This window comes from Streptomyces sp. NBC_01176 (genome assembly GCF_045039825.1).
GTDB lineage: Bacteria > Actinomycetota > Actinomycetes > Streptomycetales > Streptomycetaceae > Streptomyces.
The window spans coordinates 2,041,225-2,064,768 of the sequence record NZ_CP108600.1; the positions used below are offsets into that span (position 1 = coordinate 2,041,225).

Sequence of the window (23,544 nt, forward strand, 5' to 3'; positions counted from 1 at the left end):
CGGAGAACCTGGGGAGACACCGGCCGGCGACTACGCGAGGTTTATTCGACCGATAGTGATCATCTCTTTCGTACGACGACGAAGTCGGCGAGCGCGACGAGCTCTGCCCGCACCTGGTCGGACATCTCGACGGCGTTCAGGGCCTCGATGGCGATGGTGTGCTGACGGCGTGCCTCCTGGGCGGTCCACTCGCGGCCGCCCGCCTCCTCGATGAGCGCGGCGCGGGCCGCGAACTCCTCCTCGGAGAAGTTCTCGAAGTCGCTGGCCTTGGCGTCCTCGGCGAGCAGCCTGCCGAGCCGTTCCGAGGCGGGCCCGCCCGCGGCGAGTGCCGCCACGACCGGCAGGGACTTCTTGCGCTGGCGCAGATCGCTCCAGGTCTGCTTGCCGGTGGCCTCCGGGTCGCCCCAGATGCCGAGCAGGTCGTCGACGGCCTGGAAGGCCAGGCCGAGGTGGTAGCCGTACCGCTCCAGCGTGTCGGCGGTGCGGTCGTCCGCGCCGCCGAGGACCGCGCCGATCGAGCAGGCGCAGGCGAGCAGGGCGCCCGTCTTGTTGCCCTCCATCTCCAGGCACTCCTCGACGCTGACCCGGTCGCGGTGCTCGTAGGAGATGTCCTGTGCCTGGCCGTCGATGAGGGCCCGGGTGGCGGTGGTCAGGCGGCGGGTGGCGCGGCCGGCCTCGGCGGTGCCGAGTTCGAGGAGGATCTCGTTGGCGAGCGCGAACAGGGCGTCGCCGACCAGGATCGCCTGGGCGGGGCCGTGCACCTTCCAGACGGTGTCGCGGTGGCGGCGCTGCTCGTCGCCGTCCATGAGGTCGTCGTGCAGCAGCGAGAAGTTGTGCACCAGCTCCACCGCGACCGCGCCGGGCACGCCGACCTCCGGGGCGGCGCCCGCGGCCTGCGCGGACAGGACGGCCAGCGCCGGGCGCACGGCCTTGCCCCCGTCGCCGTCGGCGGGGTTGCCCGCTGCGTCGATCCAGCCGAAGTGGTAGGCGGCGACGGTGTCCATGGGCGACGCCAGGCGGTCGACGGCCGCTTTCAGCACCGGTGTGGCCAGGGTCCGGCCGCGCTCCAGGAGCGCGGTCACGTCCACCGCGTCGGCAGCCGATTCGGCCGGGGGCACAGTGGGCACAGTCTCTCCTCTTGTTGCGGTACCGGGGGTGCGGGGGTCCACCGCGCGCTGCTCGACCCTCACCTGAGTCCACCTCGCGGTGAAGCGCCCGTTCCCGCCGGTGTTCGGCCGGGGGCCCGGGGGGTGTCTCCCGGCAGGGTGGGGGCCGTCTCCTCGAACGCGAGGAGGTGATCGCGGGGCCGGCCCAGGGCGCCCAGTGCGGCTCCCGCGGCACCGGCGCCGCTGCGGACCGCGCTCTCCATGGTCGCGGGCCACCCGGTGGCGGTCCACGCGCCGGCCAGGTACAGGCCGGGAGCCTTGGTGCGGGCGCCGGGCCGCAGCCGCCCGACGCCGGGGGCGGGGGCGAACGTCGCGGTGCGCTCCCGGGTCACGAAGAAGTCCTTCACCTCGGCGTCGCGGGCGGCGGGCAGCAGCCGCTCCAGCTCCGGCAGATAGCGTGCGCGCAGCACGGCGACGGTCTCGTCGATCTCGTGCTGGGCGGCCGACTGGGACAGGGCCAGGTACTGCCCCTCCCGCAGTCCGGACGCCTCGGTGCGGTCGAAGACCCACTGCACCGGGGAGCCGAGCGCCGCGAAGAACGGACGCGTGAGCACCTTGCGGTCGTAGACCACGTGGACGTTGAGGATGGGCGCGGTACCGATCTCCAGGAGTCGCTCGGGGGCGTCCAGCGCGCCCGCGGGCAGCAGATCGTGCGCCTCGCGCTGGGGCACGGCGAGCACCACGGTGTCCGCGTCGAATGTCTCGCCGGGAACCTGAACGCTCCAACGCCCGTTCTCGTTGAGGGAGATGGAGGTGACTCGTGTACGGACTTCGGTACGGACGCCCGCGGAGTCGAGCGCCTTGCGGGCCAGTGTGTCGTGCAGTTCGCCCAGCGGAACGCGCGCCCAGCCGATGTCGGCCGCGCCCGGGTCGGACAGCAGACCGGTCTTGAACACCATCGCGGCGAGCCCGAGCGACGAGTCGCCGGCCACCGCGTTGAGGGTGGCGACCCCCACCAGGTCCCACAGTGCCTCGACGGCACGCTCCGACTGACCGTGCCCGGCGAGCCAGCTGCCGAAGTTCTGGTCGTCGAGCGCCGGATCGTCGAGGTCGAGCGCCTTGAGCGCCAGAGCGGCACGGCCGACCTTGGCGCGCTCGGTGAGCGACAGATGCTGATAGGTCGCCAGGCTGCGCGCGAGATGCAGCGGCACCGGCAGCGCGGTGCGGCCGATTCTGCCGAGCCGTCGTCCCGCAGTGCCCTCCGCGTCGAGAACGGGCACGTCGAGACGATCCTGCACCGGCGCCAGCGAGGTCGCGTCGATGCGGTCGAGGAACCACCGGTAGGCGGTGCAGCAGCGCAGGAACACATGCTGGCCGTTGTCCACGGTGAGCTCGCCGCGCTGGAAGGAGAAGGCCAGCCCGCCCAGCCGCGGCCTGCCTTCGAGCAGCGTCACGCGCACCCCGGCGTCGGCGAGCGAGAGGGCGGCGGTGATCCCGGCGAGCCCGCCACCGACCACCACGGCGGATGTCCCGGGGCCGGCCGCACCGGCGGGCGTCCCGGAGCGGCCCGGGCCGTCCGGACCGTCCGCGTCCGGCTCCCCCGGCTGCGTGGCCTCGCTCATCGTGCGTCCTCCCCCTTCGGCCCGCCGCGATCCTCGAACGGTGTACGACCGGCCGTCGCAGTCAGGGACGCCGCGGACCGCCGGAGGGTTGCGTGCCGCATTTCTCCGGTGGAGTCACCTTGGCCCAGATTGTCCATCAGGTGCGCCTCCTGACGGTGCGGCGGGACACGTGCCGCGCGTCCAGGCCGGAGAGGCCGCGCACGGCGACGTACGCCTTCTCCCGGCCCGGCAGCGAGACGCGGCCGCGCAGCACGGCCTCCGGCTCCCTCTCGATGCGGTCCAGCAGCCGCCGGTAGATGCCCGCCATGGCCGCGACGCAGGCGCCGCTGCGCCGGTCCAGCATGGGCAGCAACCGGTAGCCCTCCGCGAAGAGGGTGCGGGCCCGTCTCACCTCGAAGTGCACCAGGCCCGCGAAGTCGGAGCCCTCCGGCGGCTTCGACCCGTTGAACCCGGCCGAGCAGCCGAACTTCGCGAGGTCGTCGGCGGGCAGATAGGTGCGCCCGTCCGCGGCATCCTCACGTACGTCCCGCAGGATGTTGGTGAGCTGGAGCGCGAGCCCGAGCGTGTCGGCATACTCCGGCGCGCGTTCGGCGCCGCGCGCCCCCGGTTCCGTACCGAACACGCCAAGCGAGAGCCGCCCGATCGCCCCGGCCACGCACCGGCAGTACACCTTCAGATCGTCCCAGGTCTCGTACGTCTCACCGCGTACGTCCATCAGGACGCCGTCGATGAGCTCGTCGAGGCCGCCGAGCGGCACCGGGAAGTACGCCGCGGTGTGACTGAGGGCGACCGCGACCGGGTCGGTGTCGTCCTCGTCGACCCGGCCTTCACGGACCCGGGTGAGCAGCGCCCTGGTGTCCTGGAGACGGGCCGCCTTCACATCCGGTGCCAGCGTGCCGTCGCCGATGTCGTCGACACGCCGTGAGAACGCGTAGAGCGCCGACATCGCACGACGCTTGGGCGTCGGGAGAAGTCGGATGCCGTACGCGAAATTACGCGCCTGCTGACCGGTCACTGCCTCGCAGTAGCTGTAAGCGGCGAGTACCGGTGCGGACACGTGTTGTTCCGACTCCACGGTCCGGATCACCCCTTTCCTCGCAGAGTCACTCCCACCTCGCGCAGCAACTGGAGCTTGCCGGGCTTGGGCGGGCCGGGAAGTACGTCGTATTCAGCGACGGCAATCGCACGGATTGCCGCCCTTCCCCCTGCCACGAACCCCGCGAGCAGCAGCTTCAGCCTGCCGTGGACGCTACCCACGAGGGGGGTGCCTTCATTCAGGAGGTTGAGCGCGCGTTCTGCTTCGTATGCAACCAGCGCGCGCACCGATGCGCCTGCTGTGGCCGTGGCGAGATCCGCCTCCTGGACATGGAAGCGCTTCATGTCCTCGGCGGGCAGGTAGACGCGGTCGCGGCCGAGGTCCTCGGCCACGTCCTGGAGGTGCTCGACGATCTGCAGCGCCGTGCACACCGCGTCGGAGCGGCGGACCCGCTCGGGCGTCGAGGTGCCGGTGATCGAGAGGACCAGTCGCCCCACCGGATTGGCGGACAGCTCGCAGTAGGCCAGCAGGTCGTCGTACGTCTCGTACCGCGAGACGAGCTGGTCCTGGCGGTTGGCCCCGATCAGGCCGAGGAAGGGCTCGGGGGTGAGGCCGGCGCGGCGCGCCGTGGGCTGCAGGCGGCGCAGCAGGGGGTGGAGCGGGGTCGAATCGAACACCCGGTGAAGGTCCGCTTCGAGGGCGTCGAGGAGCACGAGGCGGTCCTCGGCCCCCTCGGGCGACACGCCGAGCAGCCGGGCGTCCGCGCCGCCGGGGGCCAGATCGCCGTCGCCGATGTCGTCGACGAGGCGGGCGAAGCCGTAGACCGCCATCAGGTCGTCGCGCCAGGCCCGGGGCAGAAAGAAGGGCGCGACGGGGAAGTTCTCGTCGGCGGCCTTGTCGAGGGTGCCGCGCTCCGGATCTCCGGTGCGGGCCGTCCCGGCTTCGGTCACCGCTCGCCGCCCGGCGCGAGGACGGCACACGCATCGCGGAGCTGGAGAGTTTCCGTAGCCATTGCCGTCACATCTCCCGTTCTACACTGCCGACCCAATACTGCCCATTTCGGACACGCCGCCCGGAGGTCCGCGCAGCGCGCGGGTACCGGGCGTAGCGCAATATCGCCCCACTTGGCGCGATTCAGCACCGGTACAGCTTACGTTGTACAACGCTGCACGGACCGTCGGGGTGTCCTGCACATCACAACAACACACCGATTGGCGTCAAGATTCCTACGGACAGCAGGAGTTGGCTTTCCCTTTGCAGACGCAGGGCCCCGCCGAACCGTTCCGGCGGGGCCCCGGGCGAGACGGGTTATTTGCCCGTGAACTTCTCGTACTCCTTGAGGACCTCTTCGGTCGGGCCGTCCATGCGCAGCTCACCGCGCTCCAGCCAGAGCACGCGGTCGCAGGTGTCGCGGATCGACTTGTTGTTGTGACTGACCAGAAACACCGTGCCCGCGCTCTTGCGCAGCTCGCGGATCCGCTGCTCCGAGCGCTTCTGGAAGGAGCGGTCGCCGGTGGCGAGGGCCTCGTCGATCATCAGCACGTCGTGGTCCTTGGCGGCCGCGATGGAGAAGCGCAGCCGCGCCGCCATCCCGGAGGAGTAGGTCCGCATCGGCAGCGTGATGAAGTCGCCCTTCTCGTTGATGCCCGAGAAGTCGACGATCTCCTGGTAGCGCTCCCTGATCTGCTCGCGGGACATGCCCATCGCGAGCCCGCCCAATATGACGTTCCGCTCGCCCGTGAGGTCGTTCATCAGGGCCGCGTTCACGCCGAGCAGGGAGGGCTGGCCGTCGGTGTAGACCTTGCCCTTCTCGGCGGGCAGCAGTCCGGCGATGGCCCGCAGAAGGGTGGACTTGCCGGAGCCGTTGGAGCCGATCAGGCCGATGGCCTCGCCGCGGTAGGCGGTGAAGGAGACGCCCTTGACGGCGTGCACCTTGCGCACGCCCCGTTCCTCGCCGCGCTTGATGATGCGGCTGAGCGCGGCGGTGGCGCTGCCCTTGCCGGTCTTGGCGCCGTTCACGCGGTAGACGATGTGCAGCTCGTCCGCGATGACGGTGGGGATGTGGGACACCTGGTCAGCCACGGCCGTACCTCTCTTCCGCCTTCCAGAAGTACACGAATCCGCCCGTGGCGAAGAGCACGGCCCAGAAGGTCGCGATCGCCCATACGTGCGGCGGCAGGTGGGAGGCGCCGTAACCGTCGATGAGCGCGAAGCGCATCAGGTCCATGTAGATCGCGGCCGGGTTCACCTGGAGCGCGCGGATGACCCACTCCGGACGGCCGACGAGCATGTTGCTGATGGAGAACATGACACCGGAGGTGTACATCCAGGTGCGCAGTATGAACGGCATCAGCTGGGCGAGGTCCGGGGTCTTCGCGCCGAGCCTGGCCACGATGAGGGCGAGGCCCGTGTTGAAGAGGAACTGCAGCGTCAGCACGGGCACGATCAGCAGCCAGGACAGGCCCGGGTAGCTGCCGAACGCGATCGCCACGACGAACAGCACGAGCATCGAGAACAGCAGCTGCTGGAGCTGCTGGAGCGCGAAGGAGATGGGCAGCGAGGCGCGCGGGAAGTGCAGCGCGCGCACCAGCCCGAGGTTGCCCGAGATCGCGCGGACGCCGGCCATGATCGAGCTCTGCGTGAAGGTGAACACGAAGACGCCGGTCACCAGGAACGGGATGTACGTGTCGTGCGACATGCCCCGGCTGGCCTTCAGGATCAGGCCGAAGATGAAGTAGTACACGGCGGCGTTCAGCAGCGGTGTCGCCACCTGCCACAGCTGGCCGAGCTTCGCCTGGCTGTACTGGGCGGTGAGCTTGGCCTGCGAGAAGGCGAGGATGAAGTGCCGCCGCCCCCACAGCTGACGCACGTACTCGACGAGGCCGGGCCGCGCACCGCTGACCGCCAGCCCGTACTTTCCGGCCAGCTCGGCGGCGGAGAGCCCGCCATCGGGCGACGGGTGGTCGCTCACCGCGACCGCTCCGTCCTGCGTTGTGTCACTCACAAGGGGAAACTTTCGTCTTCAGGATGCGCACGGCCGGGTCGGGCAGGGCCGTGGGCACGGGACCGGGGTCGGGACCTCGTGCTCACAGGAACGAGCTTCTCAGATGACGGGAGGACGGCCCAGTCTGCTCAGGCGCCACACCGTACGCCACTTCATGGGACGCCTCCGTCCGCACGAGCTGGTCCAGCCCTCCTTGAAACCGCCGAACCAGGCCTTCAGCGCGGGTCCGGAGGGGCGGCGGGCCAGCGTCAGGAGCAGCCACACGCCCAGATAGACGGGGACGAGCGTTGCGGGAAGGTTCCGGCGGGCGAGCCAGACACGGTTGCGGGCCACCATCCGGTGGTAGACCGCGTGCCGCGAAGGCGCCGTCGTCGGGTGGTACAGCACCATGTCGGACCGGTAGTCGATCATCCAGCCGGCGTCCAGCGCCCGCCATGCCAGGTCGGTCTCCTCATGGGCGTAGAAGAACTCGTCCGGAAGCCCCCCGACCTGGCCGAAGACCTTCGTACGGACCGCGTTGGCGCCGCCGAGGAAGGTGGTGACGCGCGAGGAGCGCATCGGGTCGGAGGCGCGCAGCCGCGGCACGTGGCGGCGCTGGGTCTCGCCGGTCTCCGGGTCGGCGATACGGAAGCTGATGATGCCGAGCGCCGGGTCGGCGGCGAAGGCTCGGCGGCACAGCTCGGCGGTGTCGTGGGTGGCGAGGAGTCCGTCGTCGTCGAGGAAGAGCAGGATGTCGACGTCGGCGCCGCCGGGCCCGAAGGCCTCGATGCCGACGTTGCGGCCGCCGGGTATGCCCAGGTTCTCGGGCAGCTCGACGGTGCGTATGCCTGCCGGGACGTCCGGGACGGGCGAGCCGTTGCCGACGACGACCACCTCGACCCGGTCGCCGTCCTGTTTGGCCACGGAGTCCAGCAGGGCCCGGAGCTCGTCGGGGCGGTTGCCCATGGTGATGATCACCGCGCCGACCTTCATCGCCGCACTCACTTCAGCCTGCTGGAGGCGAGGATGGACACGAGGTGCAGCAGGGTCTGCACGAGCGCGATGCCCGCGAGGACGGCGGTGCCGAGCCGGGTGAAGAACAGGTCTCCCCTGACCTGGTCGGCGATCGCGAGGACCAGGATCAGCAGGGTCGCCTCGATGCCGAGGATCAGCCGGTGGAACTTGAGCGCTGCGGCGGCCCGGCGCGCGAGGGCCATGCCGGAGGAGCGGGGCTCGGACGCGGCCTCCTTGACCGGCGGCAGTCCGCTCTGGTGGCGGGCCACACCGACGAGGTCGGTCTCGGCCTTGACCAGGATCGCGCCGAGGGCCGCCAGCGTGCCGAGGAAGGCCCACAGCCAGTCGACGCGCCCGCCGCCCCACAGGTCGGCGGCGCGCAGCCCGAGGCCGACCAGGACGGCCGCGTCGGTCAGATAGGCGCCGACGCGGTCCAGGTAGACCCCGCCGAGCGAGTACTGCTTCTTCCAGCGCGCGATCTCGCCGTCGACGCAGTCCAGGAGCAGGTACAGCTGGACCGCGACCACGCCGAGCACGGCGCCCGCGATCCCCGGCACCAGCAGGGCCGGGGCCGCGAGCACACCGCAGACGGTCATCAGGTACGTGAGCTGGTTGGGCGTGATCCTGGTGTTCACCAGGTAGCGGTCGCAGCGCAGCGAGATCTCTCGCATGTACAGGCGTCCCGCCCAATGCTCACCGCTGCGCCGGTCCTTCACCCCTGCGGGATGAACGACGGGGCGGAGTTCAGCTACTGATGGCCTTGGCATAGTCGGAGTAGATGTCCTTGATCTGGTGGGTTTTCAGGTCGAGGTGTTCGAGGATCGTGTAGCGGCCTGGCCGGGTCTGCGGTGCGAACTCCACGACCTGGACGAACTCGTCCACCGTGAAGCCGATCTCCTCGGGCAGCACCGGCAGCCCGTGGCGGTGCAGCACCTCGGCCATGTACACCGACTCCTCGTGCGCCCCCCGCAGGTACATCGCGAAGGCCGCTCCCAGGCCGCACTGCTCGCCGTGGCTCGCGGCGCGCCTGGGGAAGAGGAGATCGAACGCGTGGTTGATCTCGTGGCAGGCGCCCGACGAGGGCCGGGAGTCGCCGGAGACCGACATGGCGATACCGCTGAGGACCAGCGCCTCGGCGAGCACCTGGAGGAAGTCGTTGTCCCCGATGCCGCCGGGGTGGCGCAGCACGGCCTCGCCGGCCTGCCGTGCCATCGCGGCGGCCAGGCCGTCGATCTTCTCGCCGTTGACGCGGTGGGCCAGCTCCCAGTCCGCGATCGCGGAGATGTTGGAGACGGCGTCGCCGATGCCGGCCCGGACGAAGCGCGCGGGGGCCTCGCGGATCACGTCGAGGTCGATGACCACCGCGATGGGGTTCGGCACGCCGTAGGACCCGCGGCCCGCGTCGTTGTCGAGCGTCGCGACCGGAGAGCACAGGCCGTCGTGGGCGAGGTTCGTCGGCACGGCGACCAGGGGCAGGCCGACCCGCGCGGCGGCGAACTTCGCACAGTCGATGATCTTGCCGCCGCCCAGGCCCACCACCGCGTCGTAGTGGCCCGCTCGCATGTCGCCGGCCAGCCGGATCGCGTCGTCGAGGGTGCCGCCACCGACCTCGTACCAGGTGGCGCCGGGCAGGGCCGGGGCGAGCCGCTCGCGCAGCCCGGCTCCCGAGCCGCCGCTGACCGCGACGGCCAGCTTGCCCGAGTGGGAGATCCGCTCGTCGGAGAGCACGCTCGCCAGGTCGTCCAGGGCACCCGGACGGATGTCGACGACGACCGGCGAGGGGATGAGCCTCGTCAGTACTGGCACGCGATCTCACGTCCCTTGGCGAGGTCGTCGTGGTTGTCGATCTCGACCCACTTGACATCGCCGATCGGGGCCACGTCGATCCGGAAGCCGCGGTTGACGAGCTCCTGGTAGCCGTGCTCGTAGAACTGCTGCGGGTCCGTCTCCCAGACCGTCTTCAGCGCGTCGGCGAGGTCGGCCGCGGCCTCGCCCTCGATGAGGGTGACGCCGATGTACTCGCCAGTGGCCTCGGTGGGCTCCATGAGCTTGGTGATCTTCCGGACGCCCTTGTCGGGGTCCACGACGACCTTCATCTCCTCGTCGGCGAGCTTCTTGACCGTGTCGAGGGCGAGGATGATCCGCTTGCCGTCGCCGCGGGCCGCGAGCAGCGTCCTCTCGACGGAGACCGGGTGCACGGTGTCGCCGTTGGCGAGGATCACACCGTCCGTGAGGGCGTCACGGCCGCACCACAGGGAGTAGGCGTTGTTCCACTCCTCGGCCTTGTCGTTGTCGATGAGGGTGATCCGGAGGCCGTACTTCTCCTCCAGGGCCGCCTTGCGGTCGTAGACGGCCTCCTTGCGGTAGCCGACGATGATGCCGACCTCGGTCAGACCGATCTCGGCGAAGTTGCCGAGGGTCAGGTCCAGGACCGTGATGCTGTCCTCTATGCCCGCGGGACCAACCGGCACGAGAGCCTTGGGGAGGCTGTCGGTGTAGGGGCGCAGACGCCGTCCGGCGCCGGCCGCCAGCACGAGGCCGATCATGCGGGTTCTCCTTCATCGTGTACGGCGGGCGCCCCGGAGGACGCCCAGAAGCGGATGCTCTCGAAGAGCACCAGCACGGCCACCGCCACGGCGAGCACCGTGAGCGCGACCTCGAACTGTGCGGCGGTGAGCAGCGCGGCCAGGACGGTGACCAGCAGCGTCCTGCCTTCGTGCCCCCCGGTCGCCCGCACCAGCCAGCGCGGCGGCGCGCCCGCGTTGCCGCGGATGCGGTACACCGTGTCGTAGTGATGGTAGGCGACCGCGGCCACCAGGCCGAAAGCCGCCGGAAGTACTCCGTTCACGTCGGCTTTGACTGCCAGTACCAGAACGGTGAGGTACTCGGCGGCGCGGAAGACCGGGGGGACCAGCCAGTCGAGGGCGCCCTTGAGGGGGCTGACGACGGCGATGGCGGACATCAGCGTGTAGACGACGGCGAACACGACGGTCTGCCAGCCGGAGCCCCACAGCACGGCCGAGGCGACCACGAGGAAGCCGCCGATGAGGGCGCTGACGGGCGCCGTGTGCCGGGCGGTGCCGCGGGCGAGGCGGGCCAGCAGGTCGACGAGCGGTCCGCTGTCCGCGAGGTCGGCCAGCGCCTGTGCCGCCCGGTCCGTGCGGCGGGCCTTGCGGGTCAGCGAGCGCAGTACCCGGCCCGCCGTGGTGTACGTCGCCGCGAAGGCGCAGCCGACGAGCAGCGCGTAGAAGGTGATCCGGGGTGTGGTCAGCGCCGTGAGAACGGCGATCATCGCCCATCGTTCGCCGATGGGCAGGACTATCATCCGGCGCACCCAGACCGTCCAGCCGACGCTGTCGAGTTTGCCGGAGAGAGCCGCGGTGGGGCTGGTGTTGGCGGTGGCGTCGTGGTTCGCCTCGTTGAAGGAGAAGTCGACGACGTGCCGGCAGGTCTGCAGGATCATCGCGCCCAGGGCGAGCGCCCACACGTCGTCGCCGCCGCGGGCGGCGCCGAGGGCGAGGCCCGCGTAGTAGGCGTACTCCTTGGCACGGTCGAAGGTCGCGTCCAGCCAGGCGCCGAGCGTCGAGTACTGCAGGGAGTAACGGGCCAGCTGCCCGTCGGTGCAGTCCAGGACGAAGGAGAACAGGAGCAGCAGGCCGGCCGCGACGAACCCGGCGCGGGTGCCGGTGGCGGCGCAGCCCGCGGCGATCAGCGCGGTCAGCAGTGAGGCGGTGGTGACCTGGTTCGGGGTCAGGCCGCGGCGGGCGCACCAGCGGGCGAGGTAGCGGGAGTAGGGGCTGATGCAGTACGTGGTGAAGAAGCCGTCGCGGGCCTTCACGGCGCTGCGCAGCCGGATGGCCTCGTCGTCCACGGCGGAGACGGCCTGCCGGATCTCGTTGCGTTCCTGCGGGTCGCTGGGGACGGCGGCCACCAGCGAGCCCAGCTCGGGGTGGTGCACGGCGACGCCGTCCGCGTCGAGGGCGGCGGTGAGACGCCCCGCGAGGTTGTCGGTCGCGACGGCCAGGCCGCCGGACGCCGAGCTCTCGCGGGCCATGGCGCGGGCCAGCGCCCGGCGGGCCTCGGGCTGCACGGTCACGGCGCCGGGCACCGCGGAGGCCGGGAACCGGGGGTCCGTGAGGCCGAGGCGCAGGGCGTGCGGGTGCCCGACGAAGCGGGCGTCGACGACGGCGACCCGCTCACCTGCCGGTACGGCGGCCAGCAGGGTCTCGGCGTCACCGGCTTCGACGGCGGAGCGCACGTCGAACCCGAGCGACCGCAGATCGCCCTCGAGCGACGATCCGGGGACCGGCTGGCCGGTGAGGATGGCGGTCGACAGCGAACTCACTCCCTGGGTGCCGGGCGGCCTCGCGCCGGCATGTGCGTGGTGGGACGGCCCGGGCCCGGGCCCTTTCCTCGTCCTCCCGTCGTCCGCCCCGAGGGCGGGCGGGAGGGCGCGGCCAGCGCCTGCGGCCGCCGGGCGGCATGTCGGCAGAGGCTATCGGATGATGGGAAGCGGGTGTTCACCACCCGTTCACGGTCCGATCAACCTGGTCTGCGTGACCGTCCGCGCCGCGATCATCATCGGTGATCCGGGGTCCGCGCGACAAACCGCGACCCCAGACCGGACCATTGGCGGCATTGCCTACGAGAACCGGCACACCGGTCCGGAACACGGCAGGACGGGCGCGGTACCGGGCCCGGCATAGGGTGGTCGTCCATGACATGGCTGATCACAGGCGGGGCCGGATACATCGGGGCACACGTGGCGCGGGCGATGGCGGAGGCCGGGGAGCGCGTCGTCGCCCTGGACGACCTCTCGGCCGGGGTGGCCCGGCGGCTCCCGGAGAGCATCCCGCTGGTGCAGGGCTCGTCTCTGGACGGGGAGCTGCTCAAGCGGGTTCTCGCGGAGCACGCGGTGACGGGTGTGGTGCATCTCGCGGCGCGCAAGCAGGTCGGTGAGTCCGTGGAGCAGCCCACGCGCTACTACCAGGAGAACGTGGGCGGTCTCGCGACGCTTCTCGAGGCGGTGGCCGGGGCGGGCGTGCGGCGGTTCCTGTTCTCCTCGTCCGCGGCCGTCTACGGCAACCCGGACGTGGACCTCATCACGGAGGACACCCCGTGCGCGCCGATGAGCCCGTACGGCGAGACGAAGCTCACCGGGGAGTGGCTGGTGCGGGCAGCGGGCCGGGCGCACGGCATCGCAACGGTGTGCCTGCGCTACTTCAACGTGGCGGGCGCGGCCTCGCCGGAGCTCGCCGACACCGGGGTGTTCAACGTGATCCCGATGGTCTTCGACCGTCTCATCCGTGGCGAGGCCCCGCGGATCTTCGGCGCCGACTATCCGACGCCGGACGGCACCTGCGTCCGGGACTACATCCACGTCGCGGATCTCGCCGAGGCGCACCTCGCGGCGGCCCGCCGGCTGACGGGTGACGCGACGGGCGATCTCACCGTGAACATCGGCCGGGGCGAGGGCGTCTCGGTACGTGAGCTGCTCACGCTCATCGCGGAGGTCAGCGGTGACACCCGGGAGCCGGTCGTCGAGCCGCGTCGTCCCGGTGACGCGCCGCGCGCGGTCGCCTCGGCCGCGCTGGCCGCCCGGGAGCTGGACTGGACCGCGCGGCGCGGAGTGCGCGAGATGGTCGCGTCGGCGTGGGACGGATGGCGGCTTCATCACCCCCCGACACAGGATTAACGATCTTTGCCCGCTCTGACCTGCGTCTCGTTTGCGCAGGTCAGAGCAGATGACAACGGTGTTCAGTGCAGCCTTGGCCCGATACCCCCCACCCGTAGTTCACTGTGCTTCCGGGCAGCGGACGGGAGGCGGCTTTCCATGGGGGCTGGACACGACCACGGGCACGCGCACGGCGGGCCCGCGACCGGCACGGCGGCGGCCGCCTACCGCGGGCGACTGCGGGTGGCGCTGTCGATCACGCTGGCCGTGACGGCGGTCGAGATCACCGGCGGTGTCCTCGCCGACTCGCTCGCGCTCGTCGCGGACGCGGCACACATGGCGACGGACGCGCTGGGCCTCGGCATGGCCCTGCTCGCGATCCACTTCGCCAACCGCCCGGCCGGCGGGAACCGCACCTTCGGCTACGCCCGGGCCGAGATCCTCGCCGCGCTCGCCAACTGTCTGCTGCTGCTCGGTGTCGGGGGCTACGTCCTGTACGAGGCGGTCCAGCGCTTCGTGACGCCCGCCGGGACCGCGGGCGGACCGACGGTCGTCCTCGGCCTGGTCGGCCTGGCCGCGAACACGGTCTCCCTCGCGCTGCTGATGCGCGGCCGCCGGGACAGCCTGAACGTGCGCGGCGCCTTCCTGGAGGTGGCGGCGGACGCACTGGGCTCCGGGGCCGTCGTCGTCTCCGCGGCGGTGATCATGACCACCGGCTGGCAGGCCGCCGACCCGATCGCCTCGATCCTCATCGGCGTCATGATCGTCCCGCGCACCTGCAAGCTGCTCCGCGAGACGCTGGACGTGCTTCTGGAGGCGGCGCCCCAGCATGTCGACATGGCGGAGGTGCGCGCCCACATCGTGGCCGTGCCCGGCGTCGAGGACGTCCACGACCTGCACGCCTGGACCATCACGTCCGGCATGCCGGTCCTCTCCGCGCATGTGGTCGTCGCCGCGGACGTGCTGGACGCCGGCCGGCACGAGAAGGTGCTCCTCGAGCTCAGGGGCCGCCTGGGCCACCACTTCGACCTGGAGCACTGCACCTTCCAGCTGGAACCGAGCGGACACGCGCGGCACGAGGCGAGGCTCTGCCACTGAGCGGGTGCGCGGACCGGTCGCACGGAGCGGCCGCACGCACGGACCGGTCGCACGCACGAGCCGGTCGCACGCACCGGTCGCGCGGGCCGGGAGACGGTCCTCTTCGGCCGGTCGGCGGTCCGGAAAACACGGATGCCGGGCCGTGCCGCCCGGTGCTAGCGTGGCGGCCTTCCGGCCGTCCGAGGAGGAGATGGGTCGATGACTGTCACGTTCGACGCCGCCGTGCGCGGCGACAGATGTGTCCCCGTCCCCCGGGTCCACGGCTGACCCACGCCGTACGGCGTGCGCGACGGCCCGGGCCCCGCATCCGAAGGCTGCTCATGCTGTCCGATCACAACGCCTCCCTCGAGGCCTTCTTCGCCCTGCACCACGGACTGCCCCGGCAGGGCCCCGGGTCCGACGCCACCACCCGGCACCTGCTCTCGCTCGCCGGTCCGCTGCCGGATCGCCCGCGCGTGCTCGACCTGGGCTGCGGGCCCGGCCGGTCCGCGCTGTTGCTGGCCGGGGAGGCCGGGGCACGGGTGACCGCCGTCGATCTGCACGAACCGTTCCTCGACGAACTGCGGACGGCCGCCGAGGCGCGCTCCCTCTCCGCGTCCATCTGCGCCGTCCACGGGGACATGGGCGAACTCCCCTACCCGGACGGTTCGTTCGATCTCGTCTGGGCGGAGGGCTCGGCCTATCTGATCGGCTTCGACACCGCGCTGCGCACGTGGCGGCGGCTGCTCGCCCCTGGTGGCACGCTGGTGCTCACGCACTGCTCGTGGACGGTCGAGATGCCGTCCGACCGGGCCCGCGCCTTCTGGGACGGGCTGCTGCGCACGACCGCGGAGGACACCCGGGCCGCACGCGACGCCGGGTACGAGGTCCTGGGCACGGTGCTCCTGCCGGAGTCCGACTGGCACGAGTACTACCGGCCGCTCGCCGCCCACGCGGACGCGGCCGACCTCGCCCGGCCCGGCATGGCCCAGGCCGTCGCGGACACCCGGGCGGAGATCGCCCTGCGCCGCGCGCACGGAGGGGAGTACGGCTACGTCGGCCATGTGCTGCGTCCGGTGGCGGACGGCACCTGACCCCGGCCCGACCACCGTCCGAGCCGGCCCGGCGGCGACCCAACCCCCTCGACGCCCGGGCCGGTCATCGGGCATCGGGCATCGGGCATCGGGCATCGGGCCCGGCCCGTTCCACACCCGTCACGTTCCACACCCGTTCCACGCCCGGCCCGTCCCACGCTCGGACCGACCCCACCGGCACGGCACCCCCTCGGCACCCGAACCGACCCCACCGTCCCCGCACCCAACCCCCGGTACCGCACCCGCCCCCCGCCGCCGCACGGACCGACCCCGCCGACAGCGGAACGGCCCCCGTCGGCGTACGCGCCCGTCCCGGCCGACCGCGGAGCGCCTCGGCGCCCGCCCCCGTCGGCGTACGGCCCACCCGCCGCGAGGCGTCCCGCCCGCTCCGGGGTCGGCGTCCGGCCCGGATCCGATCTTCCCGACGGGGACCGTGCACGGGGTGCGGGGCGAACATCTGTCGGCCCCTGTCCTGGACGATTCCTCGTCCGCGGCACCGGGCACGATCAGGTGTCCGGCCACTTCCGGCGCCCGATGCCGACCGGCCGCACGTCCCGCCCCGGGAGTCCGGAGCGGGACATGCGGGGAGCCGTGAAGTGCCGGGAGTGCCGGTTTCGTACGGCAGACTTGGGACTCGAAGACCGATGCGAAGGATGGGTATGCCGATCACACCTGCCACCGCGACGCACAGTTCGTCGAACGGCACCGTTGAAGCGATCTTGCTCGAGCTGGTCGACGAGGACGGCAATACGATCGGCACGGCTGAGAAGCTCGCCGCCCATCAGCCACCCGGGCAGTTGCACCGGGCCTTCTCCGTCTTCCTCTTCGACGAGCGCGGGCGGCTGCTGCTCCAGCAGCGCGCCCTGGGCAAGTACCACTCGCCCGGTGTGTGGTCCAACACCTGCTGCGGCCACCCCTACCCCGGCGAGGCCCCCTTCGCGGCGGCCGCCCGCCGGACCTACGAGGAGCTCGGGGTCTCCCCCTCGCTGCTCGCGGAGGCGGGCACGGTCCGCTACAACCACCCGGACCCGGAGTCCGGCCTGGTGGAGCAGGAGTACAACCACCTTTTCGTCGGGATGGTGCAGGCCTCGCTGCGGCCCGACGCGGAGGAGGTCGGCGACACGGCCTTCGTGACCGCCGCCGAGCTCGACGAGCGGCACGAGAAGGACCCCTTCTCGTCGTGGTTCATGACCGTCCTGGACGCGGCCCGTCCCGCGGTCAGGGAGCTGACGGGCCCGTCCGCCGGCTGGTGACGGACCCGCGGGGAGGCTTCCCGGCAGGATCTAGACGACACTCGGCGTGAGCGGCAGGGCGGCCCAGATCACCTTGCCGCCGGTCGCCGTGTGCTCGACGTCGCACACCCCGCCCGACTCCCTGGCGACCTCCCGCACCAGCAGCAGCCCGCGCCCGCCGGTCTGGCCGTGGTCGGCCTCCAGGGCCGTCGGACGGTAGGGGTGGTTGTCCTCCACGGAGACACGCACCCACTCGGCGCCGACGGCCACCTCGACGGCGAGCGTCGGGGACAGCAGTGCCGCGTGCCGGACGGCGTTCGTGACCAGTTCGGAGACGATCAGCAGGAGCCCTTGCACGAGGTCGTCCGAGGCGGGCACCCGTTGCCGGGCGAGCAGGTCACGGACGGCGTGTCGCGCCTGCGGCACCGAGGCGTCGACGGCGGGGGCGGTGAACCGCCACACCCCCTCGTACGGCAGCGGACCCGGCGGTCTCCGATCGGGAGGCACGTCCCCGCCGCCTTCGGGACGGGAGTCGGACCCCCGCCCGTGGTTCTCCATCGTCCGGTCGCCACCCTTGCGCTCGATTGTCACCACACGTCGAGTGTGGGAACACGCTGGTCCGGACCCGATGACTGAACAGAAGTCAGCGCTTATCGACGTTTTCTGATCGTCGCCGTATGACACGGGCGACCTGACGACCGCTCCTGCCCTTGTTGTGTCCACTTCGAGAACTATTCGGGTTGTACGGGTTTGCCACCGGGCTCTCGCGACGCGTCCGGTGTCCGCCGGGGCGGGCGGCCCCGGACGCGCCCGCCCTCGCCTGATCGCGCGTTCGAGGGTGCGGATAGCATCCCGCGTATGGAGCCGCAGCTGCTGCACAGCGTCGGGGACGGCATCGCCACCGTCGTCATCCACCACCCGGCCAAGCGCAACGCCATGACGGCCGGGATGTGGCGGGCGCTGCCGACCCTGCTCGACGGGCTGGCCGCCGACCCGGCCGTCCGAGCGGTGGTGCTCACCGGGGAGGGTGACACCTTCTGCGCGGGGGCCGACATCTCGACCCTGCGGGGGTCCTCGGACGAGGCACAGGGCCTCGCCGTGCGGGCCGAGGACGCGCTCGCCGCCTTCCCCAAGCCCACGCTCGCGGCCGTCCGCGGGTACTGCGTCGGCGGCGGGGCGCAGCTCGCGGCGGCCTGCGATCTGCGGTTCGCGGAGGCCGGCGCGCTGTTCGGCGTGACCCCGGCGAAGCTGGGAATCGTCTACCCCGCCTCCGCCACCCGGCGTCTGGTGTCGCTCGTGGGACCGGCGACCGCCAAGTACCTGCTGTTCTCGGGCGAGTTGATCGACGCGGAGCGCGCGCTGCGCACGGGCCTGGTGGACGAGGTACTGGCCGGGGACGAACTCGACAAGCGGGTCACGGAGTTCGCCCGGGTACTGACGGCGCGGTCGTTGCTGACGCAGGCGGCCGCCAAGGAGTTCGCGAACGGGCGGACCGACCGGGACACGCACTGGGCGGAGCAGGCACGCGGCAGCGGCGACACCGCGGAGGGCGTCGCCGCCTTCCTGGAGCGCCGCCCGCCACGGTTCACCTGGACCACGCCGGGTTCCGGTCCGGCTAGCGCAGGATGAACCGGCTCTTCGCGCGGAGCTCCTCCACCAGGTGCGCGGGCGCCTTCTGCGGCGACCCCGCGTCGTAGGGCGGCTGCGGGTCGTACTCCGTCAGCAGCTGCACGGCCTGGGCGTGTTCGTCGCCCGCGATCCGGCCGAGCAGGTGGAGCCCCATGTCGATGCCGGACGAGACGCCGGCCGCCGTCACGTACTTCCCGTCGAAGACCACCCGCTCCCCCGTCGGCTCGGCACCGAACTCCCCGAGGGTGCCGAGGGCCAGCCAGTGCGAGGTGGCCCGGCGGCCGTCCAGGAGGCCGGCCGCGGCCAGGAGCAGCGAGCCGGTGCACACCGAGGTGGTCCAGGTGCTCGTGGCGTCGGCGGCGCGCAGCCAGTCCAGAAGGACTTGGTTCTCCATCTGCGGGGTCTGCCCCGGGCCGCCGGGGACCACGACGATGTCCGGGTCCGTCACCTGGTCCAGGGAGCGGTCGGCGGTGAGTGCCAGATTGCCGGTCTCGTTGCGGACCGGACCGGTGCGCTCGGCGACGAAGACGGTCTCGGCGCCGGGCAGCCGGCCGAGGGTCTCGTAGGGGCCCACGGCGTCCAGGGCGGTGAAGCGGTCGTAGAGGACGATGGCGATCTGCATGAGGGTCCTTTCCGGTTCAGTGCGCGGGTGCGGGGCGGAAGCGGCGCCGGTACTCGGCCGGCGCCGCGCCGAGCGCCCGGACGAAGGCCCGGCGCATGGCCTCCGGCGTGCCGTAGCCGCAGGCGCGGGATATCTCCGCGACGCCGTCGGCGGTGTCCTCCAGCAGACGCCGGGCGTGTTCGAGGCGGACCCGGTCGACGTACCGGCCCGGGGTGACCCCCGTCTCGGACTGGAAGGCGCGCGCGAAGTGCCGGGGCGAGAGCCGCGCACGGGCGGCGAGCGACTCCACGCAGAGGTCCTCGCCGGGATGTTCGGTGATCCACTGCTGGACCTCGCGCAGGGGTTCGCGCCGGGCCGTCTGCGCCGCGAGCTGTGCGCTGAACTGGGCCTGGTTGCCGGGACGCCGCAGGAAGACGACCAGATGACGCGCGACGGTGAGGGCGGCCTCGCGGCCGAGGTCCTCCTCGACGAGCGCGAGGGCGAGGTCGATTCCGGAGGTGACGCCCGCGGAGGTGGACACCCGGCCGTCGCGTACGTAGATGGGGTCGGACTCGACTCGGACGGCCGGATGCTCGCGGGCGAGTGTGTCGCAGTACGCCCAATGGGTGGTCGCGCGGCGGCCGTCGAGCAGGCCCGCACGGGCGAGCAGGAGGGCGCCGGTGCAGACGGAGACCAGCCGGTCGGCGCGGGGGCCGTGCTCGCGCAGCCAGTCGGTGAGCCGGGGGTCCGGGCGCCGGGTGCCCCGTCCGCCGGGGACGAGCAGGGTGTGCGGGGCCGGCGCCTCGGCGAGGGTGCCGTCGGGGACGAGGGCCAGGCCGCTGGAGGTACGGACCGGCGCGCCGTCCAGGGAGGCGGTGCGGACGCGGTACGAGCCCGGCCGGCAGGTCTCGGCGCCCGCGAAGACCTCCGCGGGACCCGTGACGTCGAGGCTCTGCACCGCGTCGAAGAGGACGACCACGACGGTTCGCATGTCTTCGATTCTTGGCGGGACCGCCGATGGCCGCAAGGACGAGTACCCCACCTTTCCTGCCACCGCCGGGCAGGTCTCCGCGCCCACCCGTTCCCCACGTACTGACCAGTCGGTAACCTGCGGTCATGACCACTCCTCTGCCCGAGCGCGCCGGACGGCGCTGCCACAACGTCCTCAATCCGCTGCACTCGACCCACTACTTCTCGCCGGACCTGGGCCGCGAGCTCGCCGCGGTCGGCATCGACGACAGCCGGGGGGCGTACTTCGCGGTGCGCGCCGCGGCCATGGGGCCGGTGGGCCCGGGCACGGTGACGGCGACGTTCTACAACTTCCGCCACGAACTGGTGGCCCGGCACGTGCCCGAGGTGTGGGAGAAGGCCTCCCCCGAGACCGTCCTCGCGGCACGCGCGCGTGCCGTCGACGCCACGCTGCGGCGGCTGCTCGGCGAGGACGTCGTCGCCTCCGAGGAGATGGCCGAGGCGGCCGAGCTGGCCCTGCGGGCGGCCGAGGCCTGCACCAGGACGGCGCGCCCGCTCTACGCCGCGCACGCGGACCTGCCCGTGCCCGACGCGCCGCACCTCGCGCTCTGGCACGGCGCCACGCTGCTGCGCGAGCACCGGGGCGACGGCCACCTCGCGGTGCTGCTCGCGGCGGAACTCGACCCGGTCGAGGCGCTGGTGAGCCACACCGCGACCGGCAAGGGCATGGCGCCGAAGTGGGCGCTGGGCACCCGCGGCTGGTCACGTGCCGACTGGGAGGCGGCGGTGGAGCGCCTGCGCGGGCGCGGACTGCTGGACGCGGAGGGCGAGTTGACGCAGGCCGGTGTCGCGTTGCGTCAGGAGATCGAGGTGCGCACGGATCAGCTGGACCGGGCCCCGTACGAACATCTGGGCGCCGCGGGAGTGGAGCGCCTCACCGAACTGGCGAAGGGACTGCTGATGACGGCGCTCGCGGCCGGCGCGTTCCCCGAGGGCATGACCGGCAAGGGCTGACACCCCCGATCGGCGCCCTGATCCCCCGTTGTCGGTGTCACCTGCCACAATTGCCGCGCAACCTCAGTGGAGAAGGCGGTACGGGATCGTGACGACACCCCTCGTAGGGTCCATCGAAGGCAGGATCGCCGAGGAGCTCGGCGTACGGGAACGGCAGGTCAAGTCCGCCGTCGACTTGCTCGACGGCGGTTCGACGGTGCCCTTCATCGCCCGCTACCGCAAGGAAGCGACCGAGATGCTCGACGATGCGCAGCTGCGCACCATCGAGGAGCGGCTGCGCTATCTGCGGGAGCTGGAGGACCGGCGCACGGCGATCCTCGAATCGGTGCGCGAGCAGGGCAAGCTCACCGAGGAGGTCGAGGCCCAGATCCGGGGCGCCGAGACCAAGGCGCGCCTGGAGGACATCTATCTGCCGTTCAAGCCGAAGCGGCGCACGAAGGCGCAGATCGCGCGCGAGGCGGGTCTGGAGCCGCTGGCCGAGGGCCTGCTCGGCGACCCGTCGGTCGACCCGCTGGCCGCGGCGACGGCCTTCGTCGACGCGGACAAGGGCGTCGCCGACCCGCAGGCGGCGCTCGACGGCGCCCGCTCGATCCTCACCGAGCGGTTCTCGGAGGACGCCGATCTGATCGGCGAGCTGCGGGAGCGCATGTGGGTGCGCGGACGCCTGGCGGCCAAGGTGCGGGACGGCAAGGAGGAGGCGGGCGCCAAGTTCGCCGACTACTTCGACTTCGCCGAGCCCTTCAAGGAGCTGCCCTCGCATCGCGTCCTCGCCATGCTGAGGGGTGAGAAGGAGGAGGTCCTCGATCTCGTCCTGGAGCCCGAGGAGCCCGCCGAGTCCCCGTCGGCCCCTTCGTCGTACGAGGGGATCGTCGCCCAGCGTTTCGGGATCGCCGACCGCGGCCGTCCCGCCGACAAGTGGCTGAAGGACACGGTCCGCTGGGCCTGGCGGACCCGCCTGCTCGTGCACCTCGGCATCGACCTGCGGCTGCGGCTGCGCACCGCCGCCGAGGACGAGGCGGTCGACGTCTTCGCGGCGAACCTGCGGGACCTGCTGCTGGCCGCTCCGGCCGGCACGCGCGCGACGCTGGGCCTGGACCCCGGATTCCGCACGGGCGTGAAGGTCGCCGTGGTCGACGCGACCGGCAAGGTCGTCGCGACGGACGTCATCTACCCGCACGTCCCGGCGAACAAGTGGGACGAGGCCGTCGCCAAACTCGCCCGCCTCGCCAAGGAGCACACGGTCGACCTGATCGCGATCGGCAACGGCACGGCGTCCCGCGAGACGGACAAGCTCGCCGGTGAGCTCATCACCAAACACCCCGAGCTGCAGCTCACCAAGGTGATGGTCTCCGAGGCGGGGGCGTCGGTGTACTCGGCGTCCGCGTTCGCCTCGCAGGAGCTGCCCGACATGGACGTGTCGCTGCGCGGCGCCGTCTCCATCGCGCGCCGGCTCCAGGACCCGCTGGCCGAGCTGGTGAAGATCGACCCGAAGTCCATCGGTGTCGGTCAGTACCAGCACGACCTGTCCGAGGTGAAGCTCTCCCGCTCCCTCGACGCGGTCGTGGAGGACTGTGTGAACGGCGTGGGTGTGGACGTCAACACGGCCTCCGCCCCGCTGCTCTCCCGTGTCTCCGGCATCACCTCGGGACTCGCCGAGAACATCGTGGCGCACCGCGACGCCAACGGCCCCTTCCGCTCCCGTACGTCCCTCAAGGACGTGGCCCGGCTCGGCCCGAAGGCGTACGAGCAGTGCGCGGGCTTCCTGCGCATCCGGGGCGGGGACGACCCGCTGGACGCGTCCAGCGTGCACCCCGAGGCGTACCCCGTGGTGCGGCGGATGGTGAAGACGGCGGGCAGCGAGGTCGCCACCCTGATCGGCAACACCGGTGTGCTGCGCTCGCTCAGGCCGGCCGACTTCGTGGACGAGACGTTCGGTCTGCCGACCGTCTCGGACATCTTGAAGGAGTTGGAGAAGCCCGGCCGCGACCCACGGCCCGCGTTCAAGACGGCCACCTTCAAGGAGGGCGTCGAGAAGATCTCCGACCTGGCGTCCGGGATGGTGCTCGAGGGGGTCGTCACGAACGTGGCCGCCTTCGGCGCCTTCGTGGACATCGGCGTCCACCAGGACGGTCTGGTGCACGTCTCGGCGATGTCCAGGACGTTCGTGAAGGACCCGCGGGACGTCGTGAAGCCGGGTGACATCGTCAAGGTGAAGGTGCTCGACATCGACATCCCGCGCAAGCGGATCTCGCTGACGCTGCGCCTAGACGACGAGGCGACCGCGTCGGACCAGCAGGGTGAGGGCGGGCGTCCGCAGCGCGGCGGACGGCCTCCGCAGCAGCGCCAGCAGCGCCAGCCACGAGGCGGGGCGGGCGGCGGCGGTGGCGGAGGTTCGCGGCAGGCCGCTCCGCCGCCGGCCAACAGCGCGATGGCCGACGCACTGCGGCGCGCCGGACTGGTCGACCCGAAGAAGGGCCGTCGTTGAACCGCGGG

At 72.0% G+C, this 23,544-nt stretch carries 21 protein-coding genes and 1 pseudogene; 7 read left to right on the forward strand and 15 right to left on the reverse strand.

The genetic code is table 11. The annotated features are described in order from the left end of the window. Positions 1 to 59: 59 nt before the first annotated feature. From OG199_RS08585 to OG199_RS08640, 12 genes are all read right to left on the reverse strand, one after another. A complete protein-coding gene (locus OG199_RS08585) occupies positions 60 to 1,190 on the reverse strand; it encodes a polyprenyl synthetase family protein (protein WP_356803109.1) in 1,131 nt (376 codons plus the stop codon). Next, positions 1,187 to 2,728 (reverse strand): hydroxysqualene dehydroxylase HpnE, encoded by a 1,542-nt coding sequence (gene hpnE / locus OG199_RS08590; protein ID WP_405828877.1) that lies wholly within the window; start codon positions 2,726 to 2,728, stop codon positions 1,187 to 1,189. Before hpnE ends, OG199_RS08585 begins: the two co-directional genes overlap by 4 nt. Beyond that, entirely contained in the window at positions 2,725 to 2,865 is a 141-nt protein-coding gene (locus tag OG199_RS08595; RefSeq protein ID WP_356803113.1) for a DUF6380 family protein, read from the reverse strand. Before OG199_RS08595 ends, hpnE begins: the two co-directional genes overlap by 4 nt. Then, complete coding sequence (gene hpnD, locus OG199_RS08600) at positions 2,865 to 3,815, reverse strand: presqualene diphosphate synthase HpnD (RefSeq protein ID WP_266704322.1); 951 nt, start codon at positions 3,813 to 3,815, stop codon at positions 2,865 to 2,867. Before hpnD ends, OG199_RS08595 begins: the two co-directional genes overlap by 1 nt. Further along, positions 3,812 to 4,714, reverse strand: a complete 903-nt coding sequence (gene hpnC, locus OG199_RS08605; RefSeq protein WP_405828879.1) for a squalene synthase HpnC — start codon at positions 4,712 to 4,714, stop codon at positions 3,812 to 3,814. Before hpnC ends, hpnD begins: the two co-directional genes overlap by 4 nt. A gap of 358 nt (positions 4,715 to 5,072) precedes the next feature. Beyond that, entirely contained in the window at positions 5,073 to 5,846 is a 774-nt protein-coding gene (locus tag OG199_RS08610; RefSeq protein WP_401805211.1) for an ABC transporter ATP-binding protein, read from the reverse strand. Continuing rightward, on the reverse strand, positions 5,839 to 6,768 hold the full coding sequence (locus tag OG199_RS08615) for an ABC transporter permease (protein ID WP_356807306.1): 930 nt from the start codon (positions 6,766 to 6,768) through the stop codon (positions 5,839 to 5,841). Before OG199_RS08615 ends, OG199_RS08610 begins: the two co-directional genes overlap by 8 nt. 99 nt (positions 6,769 to 6,867) lie before the next feature. After that, positions 6,868 to 7,740, reverse strand: coding sequence for a glycosyltransferase family 2 protein (locus OG199_RS08620; protein WP_405834468.1), 873 nt, complete (start codon positions 7,738 to 7,740; stop codon positions 6,868 to 6,870). Between the two features lie 8 nt (positions 7,741 to 7,748). Beyond that, the gene (locus OG199_RS08625) at positions 7,749 to 8,528 is read right to left on the reverse strand and encodes a CDP-alcohol phosphatidyltransferase family protein (RefSeq protein WP_405828882.1); all 780 of its coding nucleotides are present in this window, start codon (positions 8,526 to 8,528) and stop codon (positions 7,749 to 7,751) included. Then, positions 8,506 to 9,567: an iron-containing alcohol dehydrogenase family protein gene (locus tag OG199_RS08630; RefSeq protein WP_266704310.1), complete on the reverse strand. Its 1,062-nt coding sequence runs from the start codon at positions 9,565 to 9,567 to the stop codon at positions 8,506 to 8,508. The genes OG199_RS08625 and OG199_RS08630 overlap by 23 nt, the downstream gene beginning before the upstream one ends. Next, complete coding sequence (locus tag OG199_RS08635; RefSeq protein ID WP_401805209.1) at positions 9,555 to 10,307, reverse strand: sugar phosphate nucleotidyltransferase; 753 nt, start codon at positions 10,305 to 10,307, stop codon at positions 9,555 to 9,557. Before OG199_RS08635 ends, OG199_RS08630 begins: the two co-directional genes overlap by 13 nt. After that, positions 10,304 to 12,097 carry a DUF5941 domain-containing protein gene (locus OG199_RS08640; protein ID WP_401805391.1) on the reverse strand — a complete coding sequence of 598 codons (1,794 nt, stop codon included), beginning with the start codon at positions 12,095 to 12,097 and terminating at the stop codon, positions 10,304 to 10,306. Before OG199_RS08640 ends, OG199_RS08635 begins: the two co-directional genes overlap by 4 nt. A gap of 381 nt (positions 12,098 to 12,478) precedes the next feature. Here OG199_RS08640 and galE point away from each other — a divergent pair, with 381 nt between their 5' ends. The 4 genes and pseudogenes from galE to idi all read left to right on the forward strand — a co-directional run bounded on the left by galE (position 12,479) and on the right by idi (position 16,859). Continuing rightward, positions 12,479 to 13,456, forward strand: a complete 978-nt coding sequence (gene galE, locus OG199_RS08645) for a UDP-glucose 4-epimerase GalE (RefSeq protein WP_405828884.1) — start codon at positions 12,479 to 12,481, stop codon at positions 13,454 to 13,456. A 138-nt stretch (positions 13,457 to 13,594) separates the two neighbouring features. Beyond that, positions 13,595 to 14,533: a cation diffusion facilitator family transporter gene (locus tag OG199_RS08650; RefSeq protein WP_405828886.1), complete on the forward strand. Its 939-nt coding sequence runs from the start codon at positions 13,595 to 13,597 to the stop codon at positions 14,531 to 14,533. Positions 14,534 to 14,853: 320 nt separating this feature from the next. Continuing rightward, positions 14,854 to 15,588, forward strand: a pseudogene (locus OG199_RS08655) (class I SAM-dependent methyltransferase); the annotation flags it as partial. A 677-nt stretch (positions 15,589 to 16,265) separates the two neighbouring features. After that, entirely contained in the window at positions 16,266 to 16,859 is a 594-nt protein-coding gene (gene idi / locus OG199_RS08660; protein ID WP_356807317.1) for an isopentenyl-diphosphate Delta-isomerase, read from the forward strand. 30 nt (positions 16,860 to 16,889) lie between these two features. Here idi and OG199_RS08665 read toward each other — a convergent pair whose 3' ends face one another. Next, on the reverse strand, positions 16,890 to 17,396 hold the full coding sequence (locus tag OG199_RS08665; RefSeq protein WP_356807322.1) for an ATP-binding protein: 507 nt from the start codon (positions 17,394 to 17,396) through the stop codon (positions 16,890 to 16,892). Between the two features lie 300 nt (positions 17,397 to 17,696). Here OG199_RS08665 and OG199_RS08670 point away from each other — a divergent pair, with 300 nt between their 5' ends. Further along, positions 17,697 to 18,467, forward strand: coding sequence for an enoyl-CoA hydratase/isomerase family protein (locus OG199_RS08670; protein WP_401805204.1), 771 nt, complete (start codon positions 17,697 to 17,699; stop codon positions 18,465 to 18,467). Here the strand turns inward: OG199_RS08670 and OG199_RS08675 are convergent. After that, positions 18,454 to 19,089: a DJ-1/PfpI family protein gene (locus OG199_RS08675; protein ID WP_356806217.1), complete on the reverse strand. Its 636-nt coding sequence runs from the start codon at positions 19,087 to 19,089 to the stop codon at positions 18,454 to 18,456. The genes OG199_RS08670 and OG199_RS08675 overlap by 14 nt on opposite strands. A 16-nt stretch (positions 19,090 to 19,105) precedes the next feature. Further along, positions 19,106 to 20,059 carry a GlxA family transcriptional regulator gene (locus OG199_RS08680; RefSeq protein WP_405828889.1) on the reverse strand — a complete coding sequence of 318 codons (954 nt, stop codon included), beginning with the start codon at positions 20,057 to 20,059 and terminating at the stop codon, positions 19,106 to 19,108. Between the two features lie 125 nt (positions 20,060 to 20,184). Here OG199_RS08680 and OG199_RS08685 point away from each other — a divergent pair, with 125 nt between their 5' ends. After that, entirely contained in the window at positions 20,185 to 21,051 is an 867-nt protein-coding gene (locus OG199_RS08685; protein ID WP_401805200.1) for an SCO6745 family protein, read from the forward strand. A gap of 88 nt (positions 21,052 to 21,139) precedes the next feature. Next, the gene (locus OG199_RS08690; protein ID WP_405828892.1) at positions 21,140 to 23,536 is read left to right on the forward strand and encodes a Tex family protein; all 2,397 of its coding nucleotides are present in this window, start codon (positions 21,140 to 21,142) and stop codon (positions 23,534 to 23,536) included. Positions 23,537 to 23,544 lie beyond the last annotated feature (8 nt).

Excerpts from the sequence above, each read along its gene's own strand:
- OG199_RS08635 (WP_401805209.1), bottom strand. The coding sequence starts at position 10,307 with ATGATCGGCCTCGTGCTGGCGGCCGGCGCCGGACGGCGTCTGCGCCCC.
- OG199_RS08620 (WP_405834468.1), bottom strand. The coding sequence starts at position 7,740 with ATGAAGGTCGGCGCGGTGATCATCACCATGGGCAACCGCCCCGACGAG.
- OG199_RS08625 (WP_405828882.1), bottom strand. The coding sequence starts at position 8,528 with ATGCCAAGGCCATCAGTAGCTGAACTCCGCCCCGTCGTTCATCCCGCA.
- hpnE (WP_405828877.1), bottom strand. The coding sequence starts at position 2,728 with ATGAGCGAGGCCACGCAGCCGGGGGAGCCGGACGCGGACGGTCCGGAC.
- OG199_RS08650 (WP_405828886.1), top strand. The coding sequence starts at position 13,595 with ATGGGGGCTGGACACGACCACGGGCACGCGCACGGCGGGCCCGCGACC.
- OG199_RS08685 (WP_401805200.1), top strand. The coding sequence starts at position 20,185 with ATGACCACTCCTCTGCCCGAGCGCGCCGGACGGCGCTGCCACAACGTC.
- galE (WP_405828884.1), top strand. The coding sequence starts at position 12,479 with ATGACATGGCTGATCACAGGCGGGGCCGGATACATCGGGGCACACGTG.
- OG199_RS08670 (WP_401805204.1), top strand. The coding sequence starts at position 17,697 with ATGGAGCCGCAGCTGCTGCACAGCGTCGGGGACGGCATCGCCACCGTC.
- OG199_RS08595 (WP_356803113.1), bottom strand. The coding sequence starts at position 2,865 with ATGGACAATCTGGGCCAAGGTGACTCCACCGGAGAAATGCGGCACGCA.
- OG199_RS08680 (WP_405828889.1), bottom strand. The coding sequence starts at position 20,059 with ATGCGAACCGTCGTGGTCGTCCTCTTCGACGCGGTGCAGAGCCTCGAC.
- OG199_RS08675 (WP_356806217.1), bottom strand. The coding sequence starts at position 19,089 with ATGCAGATCGCCATCGTCCTCTACGACCGCTTCACCGCCCTGGACGCC.
- OG199_RS08665 (WP_356807322.1), bottom strand. The coding sequence starts at position 17,396 with ATGGAGAACCACGGGCGGGGGTCCGACTCCCGTCCCGAAGGCGGCGGG.
- idi (WP_356807317.1), top strand. The coding sequence starts at position 16,266 with ATGCCGATCACACCTGCCACCGCGACGCACAGTTCGTCGAACGGCACC.